The following is a 16,065-nucleotide window of genomic DNA, read 5'->3' as shown; positions in this document are numbered from 1 at the left end:
GACACGTCAAATCAAAAATAATCTGTGTCGACACAATCCCCCAGACCCGCTATCGCTCGGGCAAAAGCAAGGGCTCTGCGATGGATGAAATCGAGATCAAGCGCGCCAAAGGCACCGGGGCAAAGTTCGCCTACGAGACGATCCGCGACGAAATCCTGTCGCTGACCCTCGCCCCCAACGCGCTGTTGGACGAAACCTCGTTGGCCGACCGCTTTGCCATGTCACGCTCTCCGGTCCGTGAGGCGCTGATCCGGCTGGCGGGCGAGGGGCTGGTGATCATGCTCGCCAACCGCTCGACCATCGTGGCGCCGATCGACGTCACCAGCTTTCCGAAATACATCGAAGCGCTCGACATCGCCCAGCGCATGAACACCCGCCTTGCCGCCGAACTGCGCAGCGAGGCTGATCTGGATGCCATCGCCGCCCGGCAGGCCGATTTCGTCGCCGCCGTGCAGACCGGCAATCATCTGGCGATGTCCGAGGCCAACAAGCAATTCCACATGGCCATCGCCGAGGCGGGCAAGAACCCCTACCTCACCAGCTTTTACGAACGCCTGCTCGATCAGGGCCGCCGCATGTTGCACCTGCATTTCCAATACATCGAGCGCACCCACGACGGCTATCTGCTGACCGACGAGCATGTCGAAATGCTCGAAGCCATCCGCGCCCGCGACATCCCCCGCGCCGATACGCTCGCCGCCGCCCACACAAGGCAATACCGCGACAATTTCCTGAACTTCATGCGCGAGAATTACTCGGCCCCCATGCCGCTGGGTGCGTCCAAGCCTGCCTGAGGGCAACGCCTGCTGCGGGATCGACATGAAAGGCTGAGAGCACTGTTGGCGCAAAACCTGGAGGCGGCGATTAAACTGCCCCGCTGCCGCGTGGTAAGTTGCCGTTCGCTACTGCAGCGGGAAAATATACTGCATGGCGGTCTGATGGCCCCGAAGTGCCAGTCAGTTGAGGCGGCTGTTTGGCATAGGAATTTGCGAGCCCAGCCTTGTGATGTCTTGCGAAGTCCGAAGTGCCACCACGAAGTAAGTCTTAAGCTCATCGAAGTTTGAGTTTTCCGGTGCCGGAGCTGAAGCTAGGAGGCGATCTAGAAGCACTCTTCCATTCTGCTCCAATCGCTGAATTTCATTCTGCTCTTTAGATACAAACGACGGCGGGCCCAGCCTGGGCCCGGATCGGCGGCTATGTTCATCCCATGCGGCGCGTGATTCTTGGCACCGCATTTGAAACTCCAGCAGACTTTGCTCAACCTTAGCTTCAGCGTTCAGCCTTTCTAACCGCAAGGCAATTGACTGAGCATCTTTCGCAGAAACAAGTGCGGCCTTCATAGCCTTACGATCAAGGAACCAGAATACAACGCCGGCAGTTGCAATAATCGCAGTGTAAAATTCCAATGGGTTATTCAGAACTAAGTTCTGTATATATTCAAGCAAGCTAGCCATCCTTTATGTTGCCGCAGCACCATGTTGCATCACGAAATGTGGTGCTACATCTCTCTTGTTTCAATCGTCAAAGGCAGCAAAAAGTGTCGGCTACTTCGGCTGGGCTAGAACGCCCGCTTGGGCGTGCCGCAACCCAGTTTCCATGCGCCCAGCCATATGTCTGACGTGGGCCAGATCGCTGACCCAGCCGAGTCAATTCCGATGCCAATCTCAACAACCTACCATATATGGTAGAAACCCCACGAAAATCAGGCCAAAAGCACAAGTCATTCCCAGATGGGAAGCAATTTTGCCCCGCAACCTCACCCAAACCCACCGCGCTCAATACCGCGTCGTCATCCGGTAGCCCCGCCTGTGCGCCAGCGTCACCAGCGTCACGGCGGCGTTTTGCCACCACGTCGCGCGCTCGACGCAAAATACCGGATCGCCCAAGGCATGATCCAGATGTTGCACCATCAGCGCATCCGCCGCCTGTGCCAGAAAGCTGATCTCCACCTCCGAAAACGGCACCGTGGCGACCAGCCATTCGTTCGGCCCCACAACCGAGAAATCCTGCTCCACCGCCTGCGGCAAAGCGCTGGCGTTGATCCAGCGATCCTCTAGCTGAAACGCCACCCCATCGGCAAAGTGCAGGCACACCAGATGCACGACCTTTGCCCGCGCCTTCAGCCCCATCCGTGCGCGCAGCCAATCCGGGGCCACCACAACTGCGCGGCTGACCAAGGCATAGCGGTAATCCGCCCCGGTTTTCTCAATCTCGGCGCGCACCACCGGCATTTCAAACCGCGCCTGCCGGATAGGCGCCATCCGCACCCGCGTCCCCGCCTTGCGCCGCCGATCCAGAAAGCCCTGCTCGGACACTTCGCGCAACGCCCGGTTCATCGTGGTGCGTGAGACGCCGAATTCTTCCGCCAGTTCCACCTCTCCGGGCAGCAGCGTGCCCGGCCCCCAAGGGCCTTCGGTGATGCGCGCCACGATCTCGGCCATCACCTCGCGAAAGGTTGTCGTCTCTGCCATGCTGCTCCTATAGCGCGTCCAGCAGACCCTGCACAGCCACGCGCCAACCTGCGATGATCTGGTCGCGCTGGATATGCCGCCCGCCGCGCACCTGATGCCGCCCCGCTGACCACAAATCGGTCACGACCGCGTCGCTGGCCGCAAAGGCCAGCCCATCCAGAATCTGATCATTGCGCAAAGCGCACAGCGCCGGATGGCTCAGGTCAATCGCCGTCAAATCCGCCAGCATCCCCACCGCAATCGCACCCGACTTGCGCCCCAAAGCCTGCGCCCCACCTTTGGCAGCACCCAGATAGATCGCAGCGCCGACCGAGCCTTCGCCCACCACCATCACATTGCGGGCAATATCGCGCAGGCGCTGGCTGTATTCCAAGGTCCGCAATTCCTCGGTCAACGAAATCCGCACATTGCTGTCCGACCCGATGCCAAAGGCCCCATTTGCCGCCAACCAACCCGGCCCATTGAAAGGCCCGTCGCCCAGATTGGCCTCAGTAATCGGGCAAAGCCCCGCCACAGCACCAGATTTCGCCAGCCGTTCGGTTTCATCCGCCGTCATATGCGTCGCATGAATGGCACACCAATCCGCCCCAATCGGCGTATTCGCGAGCAACCACTCCACCGGGCGCGCGCCGAGCCAAGCAGAGATATCCGCCACTTCCTTGGGCTGTTCCGCCACATGGATATGCACCGGATTCCCCTGCGCAATCGGCAAAGCCCGCGCCAGATCGGCCGGATTGGTCGCCCGCAACGAATGCGGTGCGATCCCGACTTTTGTGTCACTTGGCAAGGCCTTAGCCCCAGCCCGCGCCGCCTCCACCAGCCGCGCAAAGCGGTCGACATCATTGCCAAACCGCAACTGCCCCGCCGCCAAAGCCTGCTCCCCCGCGCCGCCGTAAGTGTAAAGCACCGGCAGATGCGTCAGCCCAATCCCCGTCAGATCAGCCGCCGCAAAGATCCGCCCCGACAGTTCGGCAATATCCGCATAAACCGCCCCACCGGGTTGATGATGCACATAATGGAACTCCCCGACCGAGGCATAACCGGCCTCCTGCATCTCCATGAACACCAGCGCCGCGATGGCCTGCATTTGCTCGGGCGTCAAACGATCCAGAAACCGATACATCAGATCGCGCCAAGTCCAGAAACTGTCCCGCCCCGCAATCCGATGCTCGGTCATCCCCGCCATCGCGCGCTGAAACGCATGGCTGTGCAGGTTGGCCAGCGCAGGCAGCAAAGCCGACACCTGCACGTCCCCCGCCTGCGCCGCAGCCCCCACCGCGACTCCGGTAATCTGGCCATCCGCCACGGTGATCCTGACATTCTCGGCCCAGCCCTCGGGCAGCAACGCGCGGCTTGCAAAAATCACGGCGACGACTCCTTATGTGTAGACATAATAAACATACTCGCATAAACATCCTTCACGCAATAGCTTTCAACGAGGCATCCCGTGCATCCCACCGCGATCACCCTGACCAACCTGCAAGCCGCGACAATGGTGGGGAAATCTGATCCTTATGGCCTGATCGCCGATGCTGCCGTGGTGCTGGATCAGGGCCGAATCGTATGGGTCGGCCCGCGCGCCGACCTTCCCAGCCATCATGCCGCCCATCCGCAGCACGACATGGGCGGTCGCCTGATCACGCCTGGGCTGATTGACTGTCACACCCATGTTGTCCACGGCGGCAACCGCGCCACCGAGTTTGAAATGCGCCTGCAAGGTGCCAGCTATGAGGAAGTCGCGCGGGCAGGGGGCGGCATTATTTCCACCGTCAAAGCCACCCGCACCGCCTCGCAGGCCGATCTGGTGGCGGCAGCCCTGCCGTTCGTCGATGCCATGATCGCCGAGGGTGTGGCGGTGATCGAGATCAAATCCGGCTACGGCCTTGATGCCGAAACCGAGTTGCGGATGCTGCGCGCCGCCCGTGACATCGCCACGCTGCGCCGGATCACGGTGAAGACCAGCTATCTCGCCGCCCACGCCATTCCGCCCGAATACAAAGACCGCGCCGACGCCTATATCGACGAAGTGGCCATCCCCACCCTGCACAAAGCCCATGCCGAAGGCTTGGTCGATGCCGTGGACGGCTTCTGCGAAGGCATCGCGTTCTCGCCGGCGCAAATCGAACGCCTGTTCATAGTCGCCCAAGGCCTTGGCCTGCCAGTCAAACTCCACGCCGAGCAACTGTCCAACCTCGGTGGCGCGGCCCTCGCCGCCCGCTTCAACGCACTTTCCGCCGACCATCTGGAATATCTGGACGAGGCGGGCGTGATCGCCATGGCGAAGGCTGGCACCGTTGCCGTGATCCTGCCCGGCGCCTTCTACACGCTGCGCGAAACCCAGGCCCCGCCCATTGCGCTGCTGCGGCAGCATAACGTGCCGATGGCCGTCGCCACCGATATGAACCCCGGCTCCTCCCCCATGTCCTCGATCCTCTTGGCGATGAACATGGCCTGCACCCTGTTCCGCATGACCCCGGCAGAAGCTTTGGCTGGTGCCACCATCCACGCCGCCCGCGCGCTCGGCCTGACCAGCCACGGCACCATTGCCACAGGCCAAACCGCCGATCTGGCGATCTGGAACGCCCAACACCCCGCCGAACTCGCCTATCGCATCGGCTTCAACCCCCTTCACACCCGCATCATCGGAGGCGCGCTTTGACCGCTTTGACCCTGACACCCGGCCAAGTCACCCTTGCCGACCTCGCCCGCATCTACCGCGAGGAACTGCCCGTCACCCTGAACCGCGCCGCTAAACCCGGCATCGAGCGTGCCGCCGCCGCCATCGCCGCCGCCGCCGCTGGTGATGTTCCGGTCTACGGCGTCAACACCGGCTTTGGCAAACTCGCCAGCCTGCGCATCGCCCCCGCCGACACCGCCACCCTGCAACGCAACCTGATCCTGTCGCATTGCTGCGGCGTTGGCCCCGCCATCTCGCGCCGCCACGCCCGCCTGCTGATGGTCCTGAAACTCTTGTCCTTCGGCCGTGGCGCATCCGGCGTGCGTTGGGAATTTGTTGAACTGATCGAGGCGATGCTGGCAAAGGGCGTCACGCCGCAAATCCCGGTGCAAGGTTCGGTCGGCGCATCGGGCGATCTCGCGCCCCTGTCGCACATGACCGCCGTGATCATCGGCGAGGGGGAAGCCGAATACCAAGGCCAGATCATGCCGGGCGCAAAGGCCCTCACCGCCGCTGGCCTGTCGCCGATCCAACTCGGCCCGAAAGAGGGCCTCGCCTTCATCAACGGCACGCAATTCTCCACCGCCTTCGCGCTGGCAGGCCTGTTCGACGGCTGGAACGCCGCGCAATCGGCGCTGGTGACGTCGGCGCTCTCGACCGACGCCATCATGGGCTCCACCGCCCCGCTGCAACCCGAAATCCACAGCTTGCGCGGTCATGCAGGCCAGATCGAAGCCGCCGCCTTTATGCGCAACCTGCTTGCGGGGTCGGAGATCCGCGAAAGCCACATCGAGGGCGACGCCCGCGTGCAAGACCCCTACTGCATCCGCTGCCAACCGCAAGTGACGGGCGCCGCAATGGATGTGCTGCGCCAAGCCGCCGCCACGCTGGAGATCGAGGCCAACGCCGCCACCGACAACCCGCTGGTGCTGACCGAAGCGGGCCTGATCGTCTCGGGCGGCAATTTCCACGCCGAACCCGTGGGCTTCGCCGCCGACATGATCGCCCTCGCACTGGCCGAAATCGGCGCCATCGCGCAACGGCGCGTCGCCCTGATGGTCGATCCGGTGCTGTCCTTCAACCTGCCCCCCTTCCTGACCCCGCGCCCCGGCCTGAACTCGGGCCTGATGATCGCCGAAGTCACCACCGCCGCCTTGATGAGTGAAAACAAACACATCGCCATGCCCTGCGTGACGGATTCAACCCCCACTTCCGCCAATCAGGAAGACCACGTCAGCATGGCTGCCCACGGTGCGGTGCGCTTGGGCAAGATGGTGCAAAACCTCAACGTCATCCTCGGCGTGGAAGCCATCTGCGCCGCCCAAGGCGTTGATTTCCGCGCCCCCCTGCAAACCTCTACCCCCTTGCAAGCCGTCGTTGCCTGCCTGCGCACCCGCGTCGCCACCATGGGCGATGATCGCTACATGGCCCCCGACCTTGCCGCCGCCGCCGATCTGATCGCCACCGGAGCGCTTGCCACCGCTTCCGCCCTCACCCTTCCCACCTTGTAACGCGAGGCCCGAAATGAACAAACCGCTCGACAACTCCCGCCACAACCTGCGCGACATCTACCCCGCCACCGGCACCGAGATCACCGCGAAATCGTGGCAGACCGAAGCCGCGATGCGGATGTTGATGAACAACCTGCATCCCGACGTGGCCGAGAACCCGCATGAACTGGTGGTCTACGGCGGCATCGGCCGCGCCGCCCGCACCTGGGGGGATTTTGACCGCATCGTCGCCACCCTGAAAACGCTGGAAGATGATGAGACGCTGGTGGTGCAATCAGGTCGCCCCGTCGCTGTGGTCCGCACCCACAAAGACGCCCCGCGCGTGCTGATCGCCAACTCCAACCTCGTGCCGCACTGGGCCACATGGGACCATTTCAACGCGCTCGATAAAAAGGGCCTGATGATGTACGGCCAGATGACCGCTGGCTCGTGGATCTACATCGGCACCCAAGGCATCGTGCAAGGCACCTATGAAACCTTCGCCGAAGCCGGTCGCCAGCACTACGGCGGCAGCCTGAAAGGCAAATGGATTCTCACCGGCGGTCTGGGCGGTATGGGCGGCGCACAACCCCTCGCCGCCGTGATGGCCGGGGCCTGCTGCCTTGCCGTCGAGTGTGACGAAACCCGCATCGACTTCCGCATCCGCACCCGCTACGTCGATGCCAAGGCGCATACGCTCGATGAAGCACTTGCGATGATCGCCGAATGGACCGCCAAGGGCGAAGCCAAATCCGTGGGCCTTCTGGGCAACGCTGCCGATGTCTTCCCCGAACTCGTCCGCCGCATGAAGGCAGGCACCGCCCGCCCCGACATCGTCACCGACCAAACCTCGGCGCACGATCCGCTGCACGGCTACCTGCCGCAGGGCTGGAACGTCGCCGAATGGCGCGCGAAACAGGAATCCGACCCCGCCGCCGTGCAAAAAGCCGCCCGCGCCTCGATGCGCACCCATGTCGCCGCGATGGTCGATTTCTGGAACGCAGGCGTGCCGACCTTGGATTACGGCAACAACATCCGCCAAGTGGCGCTGGAAGAAGGCTTTGAGAATGCCTTCGCCTTCCCCGGTTTCGTCCCCGCCTACATCCGCCCGCTGTTCTGCAAAGGCATCGGCCCGTTCCGCTGGGTGGCCCTGTCGGGCGACCCGGAAGATATCCGCAAAACCGACGCCGCGATGAAAAAACTGTTCCCCGACAACGCCCACCTGCACCGCTGGCTGGATATGGCGGGTGAGCGCATCGCCTTCCAAGGCCTGCCCGCCCGCATCTGCTGGATCGGTCTGGGTGATCGTCACCGCGCCGGGCTGATGTTCAACGAAATGGTGAAGAACGGCGAGTTGAAAGCCCCGATCGTGATCGGCCGCGATCACCTCGACTCCGGCTCCGTCGCCTCGCCGAACCGTGAGACGGAAAGCATGATGGACGGCTCTGATGCCGTCTCCGACTGGCCGCTCTTGAACGCCCTCGTCAACACCGCCAGTGGCGCGACATGGGTCTCGCTGCACCACGGCGGCGGGGTGGGGATGGGCTTCTCGCAACATTCCGGCGTGGTGATCGTCGCCGATGGCACCGATGACGCCGCCAAACGGCTGGAGCGCGTGCTGTGGAACGACCCGGCCTCCGGCGTCTGGCGTCACGCCGATGCGGGCTACGAGACCGCCGTTGATCACGCCCGCGCTCAAGGCCTGCGCCTGCCCACCATCCTGGGCAACTAATCAGCACTCTTGCAGGGTCTGCCCTTGGCTTGACCCTGCAAGAACCCCACAAATTTGATTAAAATTTGCTTTCATCTGTTCATAAATATCCCACGGGGGAAGCGGGTTTGGCACAAACCCGCTTGGGGGTGTGAAACCCCCATACCCCGCCCGACACCCGCGCGCGGGAACAAGAACGGCGCTGCCGCGTTACCCCTTTGAACTTGCTCATCAGAAGGGAAACCCGATGTCCGCTCCGAACACGAATATCGACAAACAAGCGCGCCGCCACCGTGGCCCGCTGATCGGCATGGCACTGGTTGTGGTGTTTGGCGTCGCACTGATCCTGTATTGGCTGATGGAAGAATCCGCCCAATCCGATCCGCCCGCGCCGCAAGATCAGACCGAACAGCAAAGCGGCGCAGCCCCCACGACGGCAACCCCGGTTACACCCGCGCCGGGTGAGGGTGCGGTGATTGCACCGCAAACCGGCACGGAAACCGCACCCGCAACCCCCGCGCCCACCACGCCGTAATCCTGCAACACTGGGCCGTCGCACCGCAGCGGCGGCCCAATTCCTGAAACAAGTCGCTCACCCGGCCCGCAACTGGTCTCGCAACCCATTCACCTGATCGCGCAGCGCCATCAGCGCCGCCAGAGTCATCCCCGACCGCTCCAGAATACAGCCCGGTATCGCCGCCGCGCGGCTCTGCATCTCGCGCCCCGCCTCGGTCAAACGCACCCGCACCTGACGCTCATCCTTGGTATCGCGCGCGCGCAACACCAGCCCCTGCGCCTGCATCCGCTTCAGCAGCGGCGTCAGCGTGTTGCTCTCCAACTGCAACGCCTGTCCGAGTTGCCCCACCGTTTGACCATTCTCGGCCCACAGCGCCACCAGCACCAGATACTGCGGATAGGTCAGCCCCAAAGCCTCGAGCAGCGGTTTATAGGCGTGCTGCATCGCATGGGTGGCCGAATACAGCGAAAAACAGATCATCTCGGCAATCGGCAGGGCAGGGGTTTTGGTGTCCATGGTGAAACTCCTTTTCGCCAAGATAGATCGCGCGCGATTAACTCACAAGATCGTCGGGAACCGCAACGCCACAAAAGCATTAACCCCCGCGTCTATCCAACAGGCTTGACGCGCCCAGCGACTCGCGCTAAATACATCGCACACGATATAATCGCAAAGGATACATCATGCCCACGAAAGTCGTCTACTCCACCGAAGCCACCGCAACCGGCGGCGGCCGCGATGGCAAATCCGCCACCAAAGACGGCGCATTGGCCGTCACTCTTGCCGTGCCGAAGGAAATGGGCGGCAATGGCGCAGGCAACAACCCCGAACAACTGTTCGCCGTCGGCTACGCCGCCTGCTACCTTGGCGCGATGCGCTTTGCCGCCAGCAGCGAGAAACTTGGCACCGTCCCTGATAACGCCACCGTCACCTCAACCGTCGGCATCGGTCCGCGCGCCGAGGGCGGCTTTGGCATTCAGGTGGCACTGGCTGTCTCGCTGCCCGGCCTTGACCGCGATGTCGCGCAGAAGATCGTTGATCGTGGCCATTTCATCTGCCCCTATTCCAACGCCATCAAAGGCAATGTCGAAGTAACCACCACGCTGGTCTAAGCGCTGATCGCACCCATCCTCAACAACTTGGCGAAGGCCACCGCCTTCGCCATGCGGTGCAGGTGCCGCTGAAACCGCCGGGCCTCAAAGGCCCGGCCAGCGCCCGACCCGCCCATGGCGGGCGCTTCTCGCCCGCCGGGTCGGGCACTGGCCTGATGGGGTTTCTCGTTGCACCGACTACAGAGTGAACCGGCCCACGCGGGCGGGGAGACGCAATGCGTTTCCTGCTTCCGCCCGATGTTGACGGCACTTATCGGCGTGACCCTCGGTCGGCCCTAAGCCCTTGCCTGCGCCCCTTGCCCTGCTAGGCTGCGCCCAACAGGGCAGGGGGCACTCATGGATCGGCTAAAAGGCAAAGTGGCAATCATCTCGGGTGGGGCCACCGGCATTGGCGCTGCGGCCGCGCGTCTGTTTGCCGCCGAGGGCGCTGCCGTCGGCATCATCGACCGCAATGTCGAGGCGGGCCAAGCCCTTGTCTTTGATCTGGTGCTGCAAGGCCACCGCGCCTGCTTCGCCACCGCCGACGTGTCGCAAAAGACCGAGGTCGAGGCCGCCGTCGCCACCGTCAGGTCACAACTCGGCCCGGTCAACGTGCTGTTCAACCATGCCGGCACCATCGTGATCAAACCCTTCCTGGAAACCGAGGAAGCCGATTGGGACATGCTGTTCGATGTCAACGTCAAGTCGATGTATCTGATGACCCGCGCCGTTCTGCCGATGATGCTGGAACAGGGCAAAGGCTCCATCGTCTGCACTTCCAGCATCTCGGCCGTCTACGCCACGCCGATGGAAGTGCTGTATGACGCCACCAAAGGCGCCTGCCACATGTTCGCCCGCGCCATCGCGGTGGAATTCCGCGACCGGGGAATCCGCTGCAACGCCGTCTGCCCCGGCTTTATCGAAACCCCGCACGGGCAGCGCGAAGTGGCCGAACTCACCGCGCTCGGCGTCGATGCGTCCGAGGCCGCGATCAAAGCCGCACAAGGCCGCTTTGGCCAGCCCGAAGATATCGCCCGCGCCGCCCTCTACCTCGCCTCGGATGACGCCGAATTTGTCACCGGCACGCAACTGTTCGTCGATGGTGGCTTCTCGGCGGTCTGATCCGCCCTTCCGCCGCGATGCGGTCGAATTCCTGCCACGTTCGGCGGCCATAAAGCGGCATGATCAGCGCAATCCTCACCCCCGGCCCCACCGCTTTCGCAGCCCTTTGCCTTGCAGGCTATATCCTGCTGGCCAATGGCCTTGCCTATACCGCCTTCGCCGTGGACAAATCCCGCGCAATCAATGCCCAAGGCCGCATCCCCGAGCGTAGCTTGCTGATCCTCGCCACCTTGGGCGGTTGGTTGGGGGCCAAAATCGCGCAGCACCGCCTGCGCCACAAAACCCGCAAACAGCCGTTCGGCATCCTGCTGAACCTGTCGGTGCTGATCCTGCCCGGCCTGTTCGCCACCGCGATGATCCTGCAATCGGATCTGACATGGGACAAAATCTCCACCCACGTCACCACCCAAGCGCAGGGCCTGTTCAGCGGCAGCGCCGCGTCTGATGCCCCAGCCTTGCCCCGCCGTTTCGGCCCCGGCAGCGATGCCGAGACCCCCTGACCACAACATATGGTGGAATTCCCGCCAAAACTGACGCAAAACCACAAGTCATTCCCAGATGGGAAGACCGCTCTCGCAGCCAATCGCCCTAGCGCACGATCAGCGCAAAGGCGTTGATGAAGTTGCCGCTCAACTGCATCCCCGGATAATCCGTCACCTCCAACGCGCCGCGCCCCACTGGCAACGAGTTATTCACCCGGATCATCCGCGTAAACGCCACCGGGCCCGAGTAATAGCCGCTGATCACCACCGCATGTGCGCCGCCGTTCACCCAGTTGCCGCACATGATCAGCGGCCCGCGCCGCAGATACGGCTCCAGCCCCTCGATGGTGTCAGGCGGCTGCCGCACCAGCCGCATCCCCAGCGAATCCGCATAAAGCTGCAAATTCGCCATATCAGGCCGCAACCCGCCGCCATTGCCATCCGGCGTGATCGGATCAAACTGCGCCGTCCCCGGAATGGCACTGGTCATCCGCCCCGAGGCGAGGCCGCCCGACACCACCCAACAGGTCATGCCGGTGTTCTGCCCGATCACCGGCAGCGGATGCACAATCTCGGTGACAAGCCCCAGCGCCCGCCAAGTCATCGGCCCTGCGACCCCATCCGCCACCAGCCGCCCGGCAGGCCCGGTATAGGTGCTTTGAAACCGCCGCACCGCGCCATCGGTCAACCGGCCAAACGCGCCATCCTCGTCCAGAACCGCAATCGTGCGGTCATGTACCAGGGCATTGTTCAACATCCGTTGCAGGAAAATAACATGCGGGTCATGGCTGCCCATGCGCAAAGTAATCATCGTGATGCTCCAAAATAAAACGTCAAAGAGGGGTCGTGAAAATCTGCACGAAACTTAACACAGCTTTGCCAGCGGCCAAATGATTTCTCTTGTGCCATCTGGCGAAGGCCATCGCCTTCGCCATGCGGAGCAGGTGCCGCTGAAACCGCCGGGCCCCAAAGGCCCGGCCAGCGCCCGACCCGCCAATGGCGGGCGCTTCTCGCCCGCCGGGTCGGGCACCGGCCTCGGTGGGTTTATCGCTGACGTGACTACAGGATTAAACCGCGCACGCGGGCGGGGAAACGCAATGCGTTTCCTGTCTCCGCCCGGATCTGGGCCAATCCCAGCGCATGCAGCCCGATCCACCCTAGGGCCGCGCCGCCATCCGTGCTACGCTGGCCAAACCACCAAGCAACAGGAGGTTTCGATGACCAAACACATCGCCGATCACCGCACCGCATCCGATGGCGGCCGCTTGCAAAACTTTCTGCGGCTCGAGCGGACCCAATCCGCAGCCCCACGCAGCCTGCATCAACGCCCGCAAAGCGCCGCCGACTCCCAGCGCCTGCAACAGTTCCTGCGCATCGAACGCGGCGAACAGGTTTATGACCAGGCATAGTTGACAGCCTGGCCCGCACGGCCTATCGCAGCGGCAGGGGTCCGGCCCCCGCCGCCTGCACGCCTTCGGGCCGTGGTGAAGCCCGGTTCTGACCCAAGCTGATCCTTTCCAGCCGAGGCGCATTGGCAATGCAGGCCCCAAAGCTAACCCCTCGGCGTCCCGGAACAGGAACGCTTACATGACCATACATCCCCTGCCGACACTCGAAGCTGCCAAGGCCCAAGCCCGCGCCCTCCGCGCCACGCTTGCCCTTGAAGGCCGCGAGATCACCCATTCCGCAGCCCTGGAACTCATCGCCAAAAGCCACGGCTTGCACGATTGGAACACCCTATACGCCCGCATTGGCAATCGCCCGCCACCGCCACCGATGGCACTGGGCCAGATCGTCGAAGGCCGCTACCTCGGCCAACCCTTCACCGCCGAAATCATCGGCATCACCCAGCTTTCAGAGGGCCGGTTCGAGGTGACACTCGATCTGGCAGAGCCGGTCGATGTCGTCACCTTCGACAGCTTTTCCAACTTCCGCAGCCGGGTGCGCAAGGTCGTGGATGCCGAGGGCCGCGCCTTCGACAAAACCGCCGATGGAGTGCCCCATCTGGTGCTGAACCTGCGCCGCTGACGCCTCAGGCGGTCAGATGCTCGAACAAGATCAGCGCGCCCAACCCGAACAGCGCCACCCCGCCCAAAGCCTCGGCCACGCGACCAAAGCGCTGGCCGAGGTAGCGCCCGGCCAGAATCCCCGTTGAACTCATCACCATGGTCGCAGCACCAATCGCAACCGCGATCACCATGATATTCACATCCAGAAACGCCAGCGACACCCCCACCGCCATCGCATCCAGCGAGGTGCCAACAGCCGTGACAACCGTTGTCCACAGAGACGAAGCGCGCAGTTCCTCGGGCTTGCGGGTCAGCGCCTGCAAGAGCATATGCGCCCCCACCGCGGCCAGCAGCGCAAAGGCGATCCAGTGATCCACCGCCTGCACATACTGGCTGGCCGCCACACCAGCCGCCCAACCGATCAGCGGGGTGATCATCTCGACCACGCCAAAAATAGCGCCGGTTTTCAACGCCGTGCGGAAACTGGGCCGCGTCGTCGCAGCCCCCTTGCCCAGCGACGCGATGAACGCATCAACAGACATCGAGACGGCAAGAACGCCGATGGAAATCGGAGACATGGCAATTCCTCTGGGCTGAACCGGGCGAAGGTCGGACTCCGCCCGCAGAGCCCCATCGCCACGGTCTCGCAAAGTCTGTTTCAGACCAGACATGCCACGCAGAGGCTTCCGCGATTATGTTGACATGCCTTCACCATCGCTGGCGATCGCTACTCCCCGATGCGGGCCGGATAGGGGTGATGGGAAGGAAAGTCAAACAAAAACATTGTGTTGCGAGTGGTTCTCATTGTCATCTTTTGGATGCGGCGGGGCATTTACAGCGACCACACAGGGCAGCGCCGGACCGCCGGGTGGGCGAGCCACAGAGTTTCTAGGCACTTTATGCCTCTGCAAATCCGCCTGAAATTCTAAGCGAGACCCTGCAATAGCGCCCGCCCGAGGGGGCGGTCGGGCGCTGCCCGGCGGCGCTAAAGCGCCTTGATTCCGGGCAAGGGTGGCTTGCTTAGTCACCGCGCATAAAGATGATGTATAAGCTGGCGACAGATTTGACGAAGTTGCATCTCCACCACATCCCCGTGTTTCGATCCGATATTGAGAGGTGTGTGATGATGGAGGAATCCGAGCTTGAACGTGAATTGCTCGAAGCAGGCGTATCACGCGGCGACTTTTGCTTTGGAGAAATTCGAGACGGAGCGCTTTCAATCATACGAGCGAACGGCAAATGGTTGGCAATCACCGAAGAGCGTGGCCACCGCGTCTTTGAAGAAAGCTTTGATGACCTTGCGGCGTTGCGGGCATTTGCTCTAAACATAACGTCAAAGAAATACTACGGTGGCAAGAAGATCATCTACTGACCAGCCAGTCTGATACGGACCTGGACCCTCAATCCTTAACAAAGCCCTAAATCCACCATCCTAACCCACTGACTCTAAACACATAAAAAAGGTCCCGAGTTGGGACCTTCCTCATTTTCTCCAAAACCCAAAGCCCAAACCTCTCAGGCCCGCACCAGCTTCTCATAGCTGCTGGCCACATCCAGCGTCAGCGCACCGACCTCAAAGTTATAATCCCCGATCTGCCCGACCGGAGTCACCTCAGCCGCCGTGCCGGTCAGCCAGCATTGCTGGAAGCCCTCCAACTCGGCGGGCAGGATATGGCGTTCGTGCACGGTGATGCCCTTGTCCCGCAGCATCCCGATCACCGTCTGCCGGGTGATGCCATTCAGGAAAGCATCCGGCAGCGGCGTGTGAACCTCGCCGTCCTTGACAAAGAAGATATTCGCCCCCGTCGCCTCGGCCACATAGCCGCGATAGTCGAACATCATCGCATCCGAACAGCCCTTCGCCTCGGCGGCATGTTTCGACATGGTGCAGATCATATACAACCCCGCCGCCTTGGCCGCATGGGGGATGGTCTCGGGCGAGGGCCGCTTCCATTTCGCAATGTCCAGCTTTGCGCCCTTAGTTTTGGCGTCGCCATAGTAATTGCCCCAAGACCACACCGCCACCGCCATCCGAATCGGGTTTTTCTTCGACGCCACGCCCATATCCTCACCCGCGCCGCGCCAAGCCAACGCCCGCACATAGCCGTCGGTCAGGCCGTTGGCCTTCAACGTCGCCTCTTTGGCCGCCTCAATCTCGGCCACCGAATAGGGCAAGGGCATGTCCAGCAACTCGCCCGATTTCCGCAGCCGTTCGGAATGTTCCACCGATTTGAAAATCTTGCCGTTATAGCACCGCTCACCCTCAAACACCGAGGACGCATAGTGCAGCGCATGGGTCAGGATATGCACATTGGCCGAGCGCCATTCGACCAGCTTGCCGTCCATCCAGATGAATCCGTCCCGATCGTCATATCCTGCCATCGCTGCCTCCATTATCGCGAAAGTTGCGCGCAATAGGCCCGTTGTGGACATAATATTGCGCGAAATCGTTGAATCGCTAAACCTTATGTCTTGGAATGTCAACAAGGCTGACG

18 protein-coding genes and 1 pseudogene are annotated in these 16,065 nt (G+C 62.5%); 11 read left to right on the top strand and 8 right to left on the bottom strand.

Features of this window, described 5'->3' with window-relative positions:
* Nucleotides 1-6: 6 nt before the first annotated feature.
* Nucleotides 7-69, bottom strand: a pseudogene (locus ACFOGH_RS13040) (SWIM zinc finger family protein); the annotation flags it as partial.
* Between the two features lie 11 nt (nt 70-80).
* Here ACFOGH_RS13040 and ACFOGH_RS13035 point away from each other — a divergent pair.
* Nucleotides 81-794, top strand: coding sequence for a GntR family transcriptional regulator (locus tag ACFOGH_RS13035; RefSeq protein WP_380073503.1), 714 nt, complete (start codon nt 81-83; stop codon nt 792-794).
* 162 nt (nt 795-956) lie between these two features.
* Here the strand turns inward: ACFOGH_RS13035 and ACFOGH_RS13030 are convergent, their stop codons facing one another.
* The 3 genes from ACFOGH_RS13030 to ACFOGH_RS13020 all read right to left on the bottom strand — a co-directional run bounded on the left by ACFOGH_RS13030 (nt 957) and on the right by ACFOGH_RS13020 (nt 3,837).
* Nucleotides 957-1,445 (bottom strand): hypothetical protein, encoded by a 489-nt coding sequence (locus tag ACFOGH_RS13030; RefSeq protein ID WP_380073502.1) that lies wholly within the window; start codon nt 1,443-1,445, stop codon nt 957-959.
* Nucleotides 1,446-1,775: 330 nt separating this feature from the next.
* Nucleotides 1,776-2,471 carry a UTRA domain-containing protein gene (locus tag ACFOGH_RS13025; protein WP_380073501.1) on the bottom strand — a complete coding sequence of 232 codons (696 nt, stop codon included), beginning with the start codon at nt 2,469-2,471 and terminating at the stop codon, nt 1,776-1,778.
* 7 nt (nt 2,472-2,478) lie between these two features.
* Nucleotides 2,479-3,837 carry a formimidoylglutamate deiminase gene (locus ACFOGH_RS13020; RefSeq protein WP_380073499.1) on the bottom strand — a complete coding sequence of 453 codons (1,359 nt, stop codon included), beginning with the start codon at nt 3,835-3,837 and terminating at the stop codon, nt 2,479-2,481.
* 126 nt (nt 3,838-3,963) lie between these two features.
* Between ACFOGH_RS13020 and hutI the strand changes: the two genes are divergently transcribed.
* The 4 genes from hutI to ACFOGH_RS13000 all read left to right on the top strand — a co-directional run bounded on the left by hutI (nt 3,964) and on the right by ACFOGH_RS13000 (nt 8,884).
* Nucleotides 3,964-5,130, top strand: a complete 1,167-nt coding sequence (hutI, locus tag ACFOGH_RS13015) for an imidazolonepropionase (RefSeq protein ID WP_380074006.1) — start codon at nt 3,964-3,966, stop codon at nt 5,128-5,130.
* The gene (gene hutH / locus ACFOGH_RS13010) at nt 5,127-6,659 is read left to right on the top strand and encodes a histidine ammonia-lyase (protein ID WP_380073498.1); all 1,533 of its coding nucleotides are present in this window, start codon (nt 5,127-5,129) and stop codon (nt 6,657-6,659) included. Before hutI ends, hutH begins: the two co-directional genes overlap by 4 nt.
* 13 nt (nt 6,660-6,672) lie before the next feature.
* Nucleotides 6,673-8,370, top strand: a complete 1,698-nt coding sequence (gene hutU, locus ACFOGH_RS13005) for a urocanate hydratase (RefSeq protein ID WP_380073497.1) — start codon at nt 6,673-6,675, stop codon at nt 8,368-8,370.
* 226 nt (nt 8,371-8,596) lie between these two features.
* A complete protein-coding gene (locus ACFOGH_RS13000; protein WP_380073496.1) occupies nt 8,597-8,884 on the top strand; it encodes a hypothetical protein in 288 nt (95 codons plus the stop codon).
* A 57-nt stretch (nt 8,885-8,941) separates the two neighbouring features.
* Here ACFOGH_RS13000 and ACFOGH_RS12995 read toward each other — a convergent pair whose 3' ends face one another.
* The gene (locus ACFOGH_RS12995) at nt 8,942-9,382 is read right to left on the bottom strand and encodes a MarR family winged helix-turn-helix transcriptional regulator (protein ID WP_380073495.1); all 441 of its coding nucleotides are present in this window, start codon (nt 9,380-9,382) and stop codon (nt 8,942-8,944) included.
* 167 nt (nt 9,383-9,549) lie between these two features.
* Between ACFOGH_RS12995 and ACFOGH_RS12990 the strand changes: the two genes are divergently transcribed.
* From ACFOGH_RS12990 to ACFOGH_RS12980, 3 genes are all read left to right on the top strand, one after another.
* A complete protein-coding gene (locus tag ACFOGH_RS12990; RefSeq protein ID WP_380073494.1) occupies nt 9,550-9,978 on the top strand; it encodes an organic hydroperoxide resistance protein in 429 nt (142 codons plus the stop codon).
* A 336-nt stretch (nt 9,979-10,314) separates the two neighbouring features.
* Nucleotides 10,315-11,079 carry an SDR family NAD(P)-dependent oxidoreductase gene (locus tag ACFOGH_RS12985; RefSeq protein ID WP_380073493.1) on the top strand — a complete coding sequence of 255 codons (765 nt, stop codon included), beginning with the start codon at nt 10,315-10,317 and terminating at the stop codon, nt 11,077-11,079.
* A gap of 59 nt (nt 11,080-11,138) precedes the next feature.
* Complete coding sequence (locus ACFOGH_RS12980) at nt 11,139-11,579, top strand: DUF1294 domain-containing protein (RefSeq protein ID WP_380073492.1); 441 nt, start codon at nt 11,139-11,141, stop codon at nt 11,577-11,579.
* An 88-nt stretch (nt 11,580-11,667) separates the two neighbouring features.
* Here the strand turns inward: ACFOGH_RS12980 and ACFOGH_RS12975 are convergent, their stop codons facing one another.
* Complete coding sequence (locus ACFOGH_RS12975) at nt 11,668-12,372, bottom strand: peptidoglycan-binding protein (protein ID WP_380073491.1); 705 nt, start codon at nt 12,370-12,372, stop codon at nt 11,668-11,670.
* 406 nt (nt 12,373-12,778) lie between these two features.
* On the opposite strand from ACFOGH_RS12975, the gene ACFOGH_RS12970 reads away from it, so the two are divergent.
* Complete coding sequence (locus tag ACFOGH_RS12970) at nt 12,779-12,970, top strand: hypothetical protein (protein ID WP_380073490.1); 192 nt, start codon at nt 12,779-12,781, stop codon at nt 12,968-12,970.
* Nucleotides 12,971-13,148: 178 nt separating this feature from the next.
* A complete protein-coding gene (locus ACFOGH_RS12965; RefSeq protein ID WP_380073489.1) occupies nt 13,149-13,589 on the top strand; it encodes a glyoxalase superfamily protein in 441 nt (146 codons plus the stop codon).
* 4 nt (nt 13,590-13,593) lie between these two features.
* On the opposite strand, the gene ACFOGH_RS12960 is transcribed toward ACFOGH_RS12965, so the two are convergent.
* Nucleotides 13,594-14,148: a manganese efflux pump MntP gene (locus ACFOGH_RS12960; protein WP_380073488.1), complete on the bottom strand. Its 555-nt coding sequence runs from the start codon at nt 14,146-14,148 to the stop codon at nt 13,594-13,596.
* A 545-nt stretch (nt 14,149-14,693) separates the two neighbouring features.
* Here ACFOGH_RS12960 and ACFOGH_RS12955 point away from each other — a divergent pair.
* Entirely contained in the window at nt 14,694-14,942 is a 249-nt protein-coding gene (locus ACFOGH_RS12955) for a hypothetical protein (protein WP_380073487.1), read from the top strand.
* A gap of 143 nt (nt 14,943-15,085) precedes the next feature.
* Here ACFOGH_RS12955 and ACFOGH_RS12950 read toward each other — a convergent pair whose 3' ends face one another.
* On the bottom strand, nt 15,086-15,952 hold the full coding sequence (locus ACFOGH_RS12950) for a branched-chain amino acid aminotransferase (RefSeq protein WP_380073486.1): 867 nt from the start codon (nt 15,950-15,952) through the stop codon (nt 15,086-15,088).
* Nucleotides 15,953-16,065 lie beyond the last annotated feature (113 nt).

It is taken from the genome of Cypionkella sinensis (assembly GCF_042646385.1).
Lineage (GTDB): Bacteria > Pseudomonadota > Alphaproteobacteria > Rhodobacterales > Rhodobacteraceae > Cypionkella > Cypionkella sinensis.
This window is presented reverse-complemented; position numbering and strand designations above follow the sequence as displayed.

Bases quoted from the DNA above. Each gene is read 5' to 3' on its own strand.
- ACFOGH_RS12970 (WP_380073490.1), top strand. From the start codon at position 12,779: ATGACCAAACACATCGCCGATCACCGCACCGCATCCGATGGCGGCCGC.
- ACFOGH_RS12965 (WP_380073489.1), top strand. From the start codon at position 13,149: ATGACCATACATCCCCTGCCGACACTCGAAGCTGCCAAGGCCCAAGCC.
- ACFOGH_RS12990 (WP_380073494.1), top strand. From the start codon at position 9,550: ATGCCCACGAAAGTCGTCTACTCCACCGAAGCCACCGCAACCGGCGGC.
- ACFOGH_RS12950 (WP_380073486.1), bottom strand. From the start codon at position 15,952: ATGGCAGGATATGACGATCGGGACGGATTCATCTGGATGGACGGCAAG.
- ACFOGH_RS13035 (WP_380073503.1), top strand. From the start codon at position 81: ATGGATGAAATCGAGATCAAGCGCGCCAAAGGCACCGGGGCAAAGTTC.
- ACFOGH_RS12980 (WP_380073492.1), top strand. From the start codon at position 11,139: ATGATCAGCGCAATCCTCACCCCCGGCCCCACCGCTTTCGCAGCCCTT.
- ACFOGH_RS12995 (WP_380073495.1), bottom strand. From the start codon at position 9,382: ATGGACACCAAAACCCCTGCCCTGCCGATTGCCGAGATGATCTGTTTT.
- ACFOGH_RS12985 (WP_380073493.1), top strand. From the start codon at position 10,315: ATGGATCGGCTAAAAGGCAAAGTGGCAATCATCTCGGGTGGGGCCACC.
- ACFOGH_RS13000 (WP_380073496.1), top strand. From the start codon at position 8,597: ATGTCCGCTCCGAACACGAATATCGACAAACAAGCGCGCCGCCACCGT.
- hutU (WP_380073497.1), top strand. From the start codon at position 6,673: ATGAACAAACCGCTCGACAACTCCCGCCACAACCTGCGCGACATCTAC.
- ACFOGH_RS12955 (WP_380073487.1), top strand. From the start codon at position 14,694: ATGATGGAGGAATCCGAGCTTGAACGTGAATTGCTCGAAGCAGGCGTA.
- ACFOGH_RS13025 (WP_380073501.1), bottom strand. From the start codon at position 2,471: ATGGCAGAGACGACAACCTTTCGCGAGGTGATGGCCGAGATCGTGGCG.
- hutI (WP_380074006.1), top strand. From the start codon at position 3,964: ATGGTGGGGAAATCTGATCCTTATGGCCTGATCGCCGATGCTGCCGTG.
- ACFOGH_RS12960 (WP_380073488.1), bottom strand. From the start codon at position 14,148: ATGTCTCCGATTTCCATCGGCGTTCTTGCCGTCTCGATGTCTGTTGAT.
- ACFOGH_RS12975 (WP_380073491.1), bottom strand. From the start codon at position 12,372: ATGATTACTTTGCGCATGGGCAGCCATGACCCGCATGTTATTTTCCTG.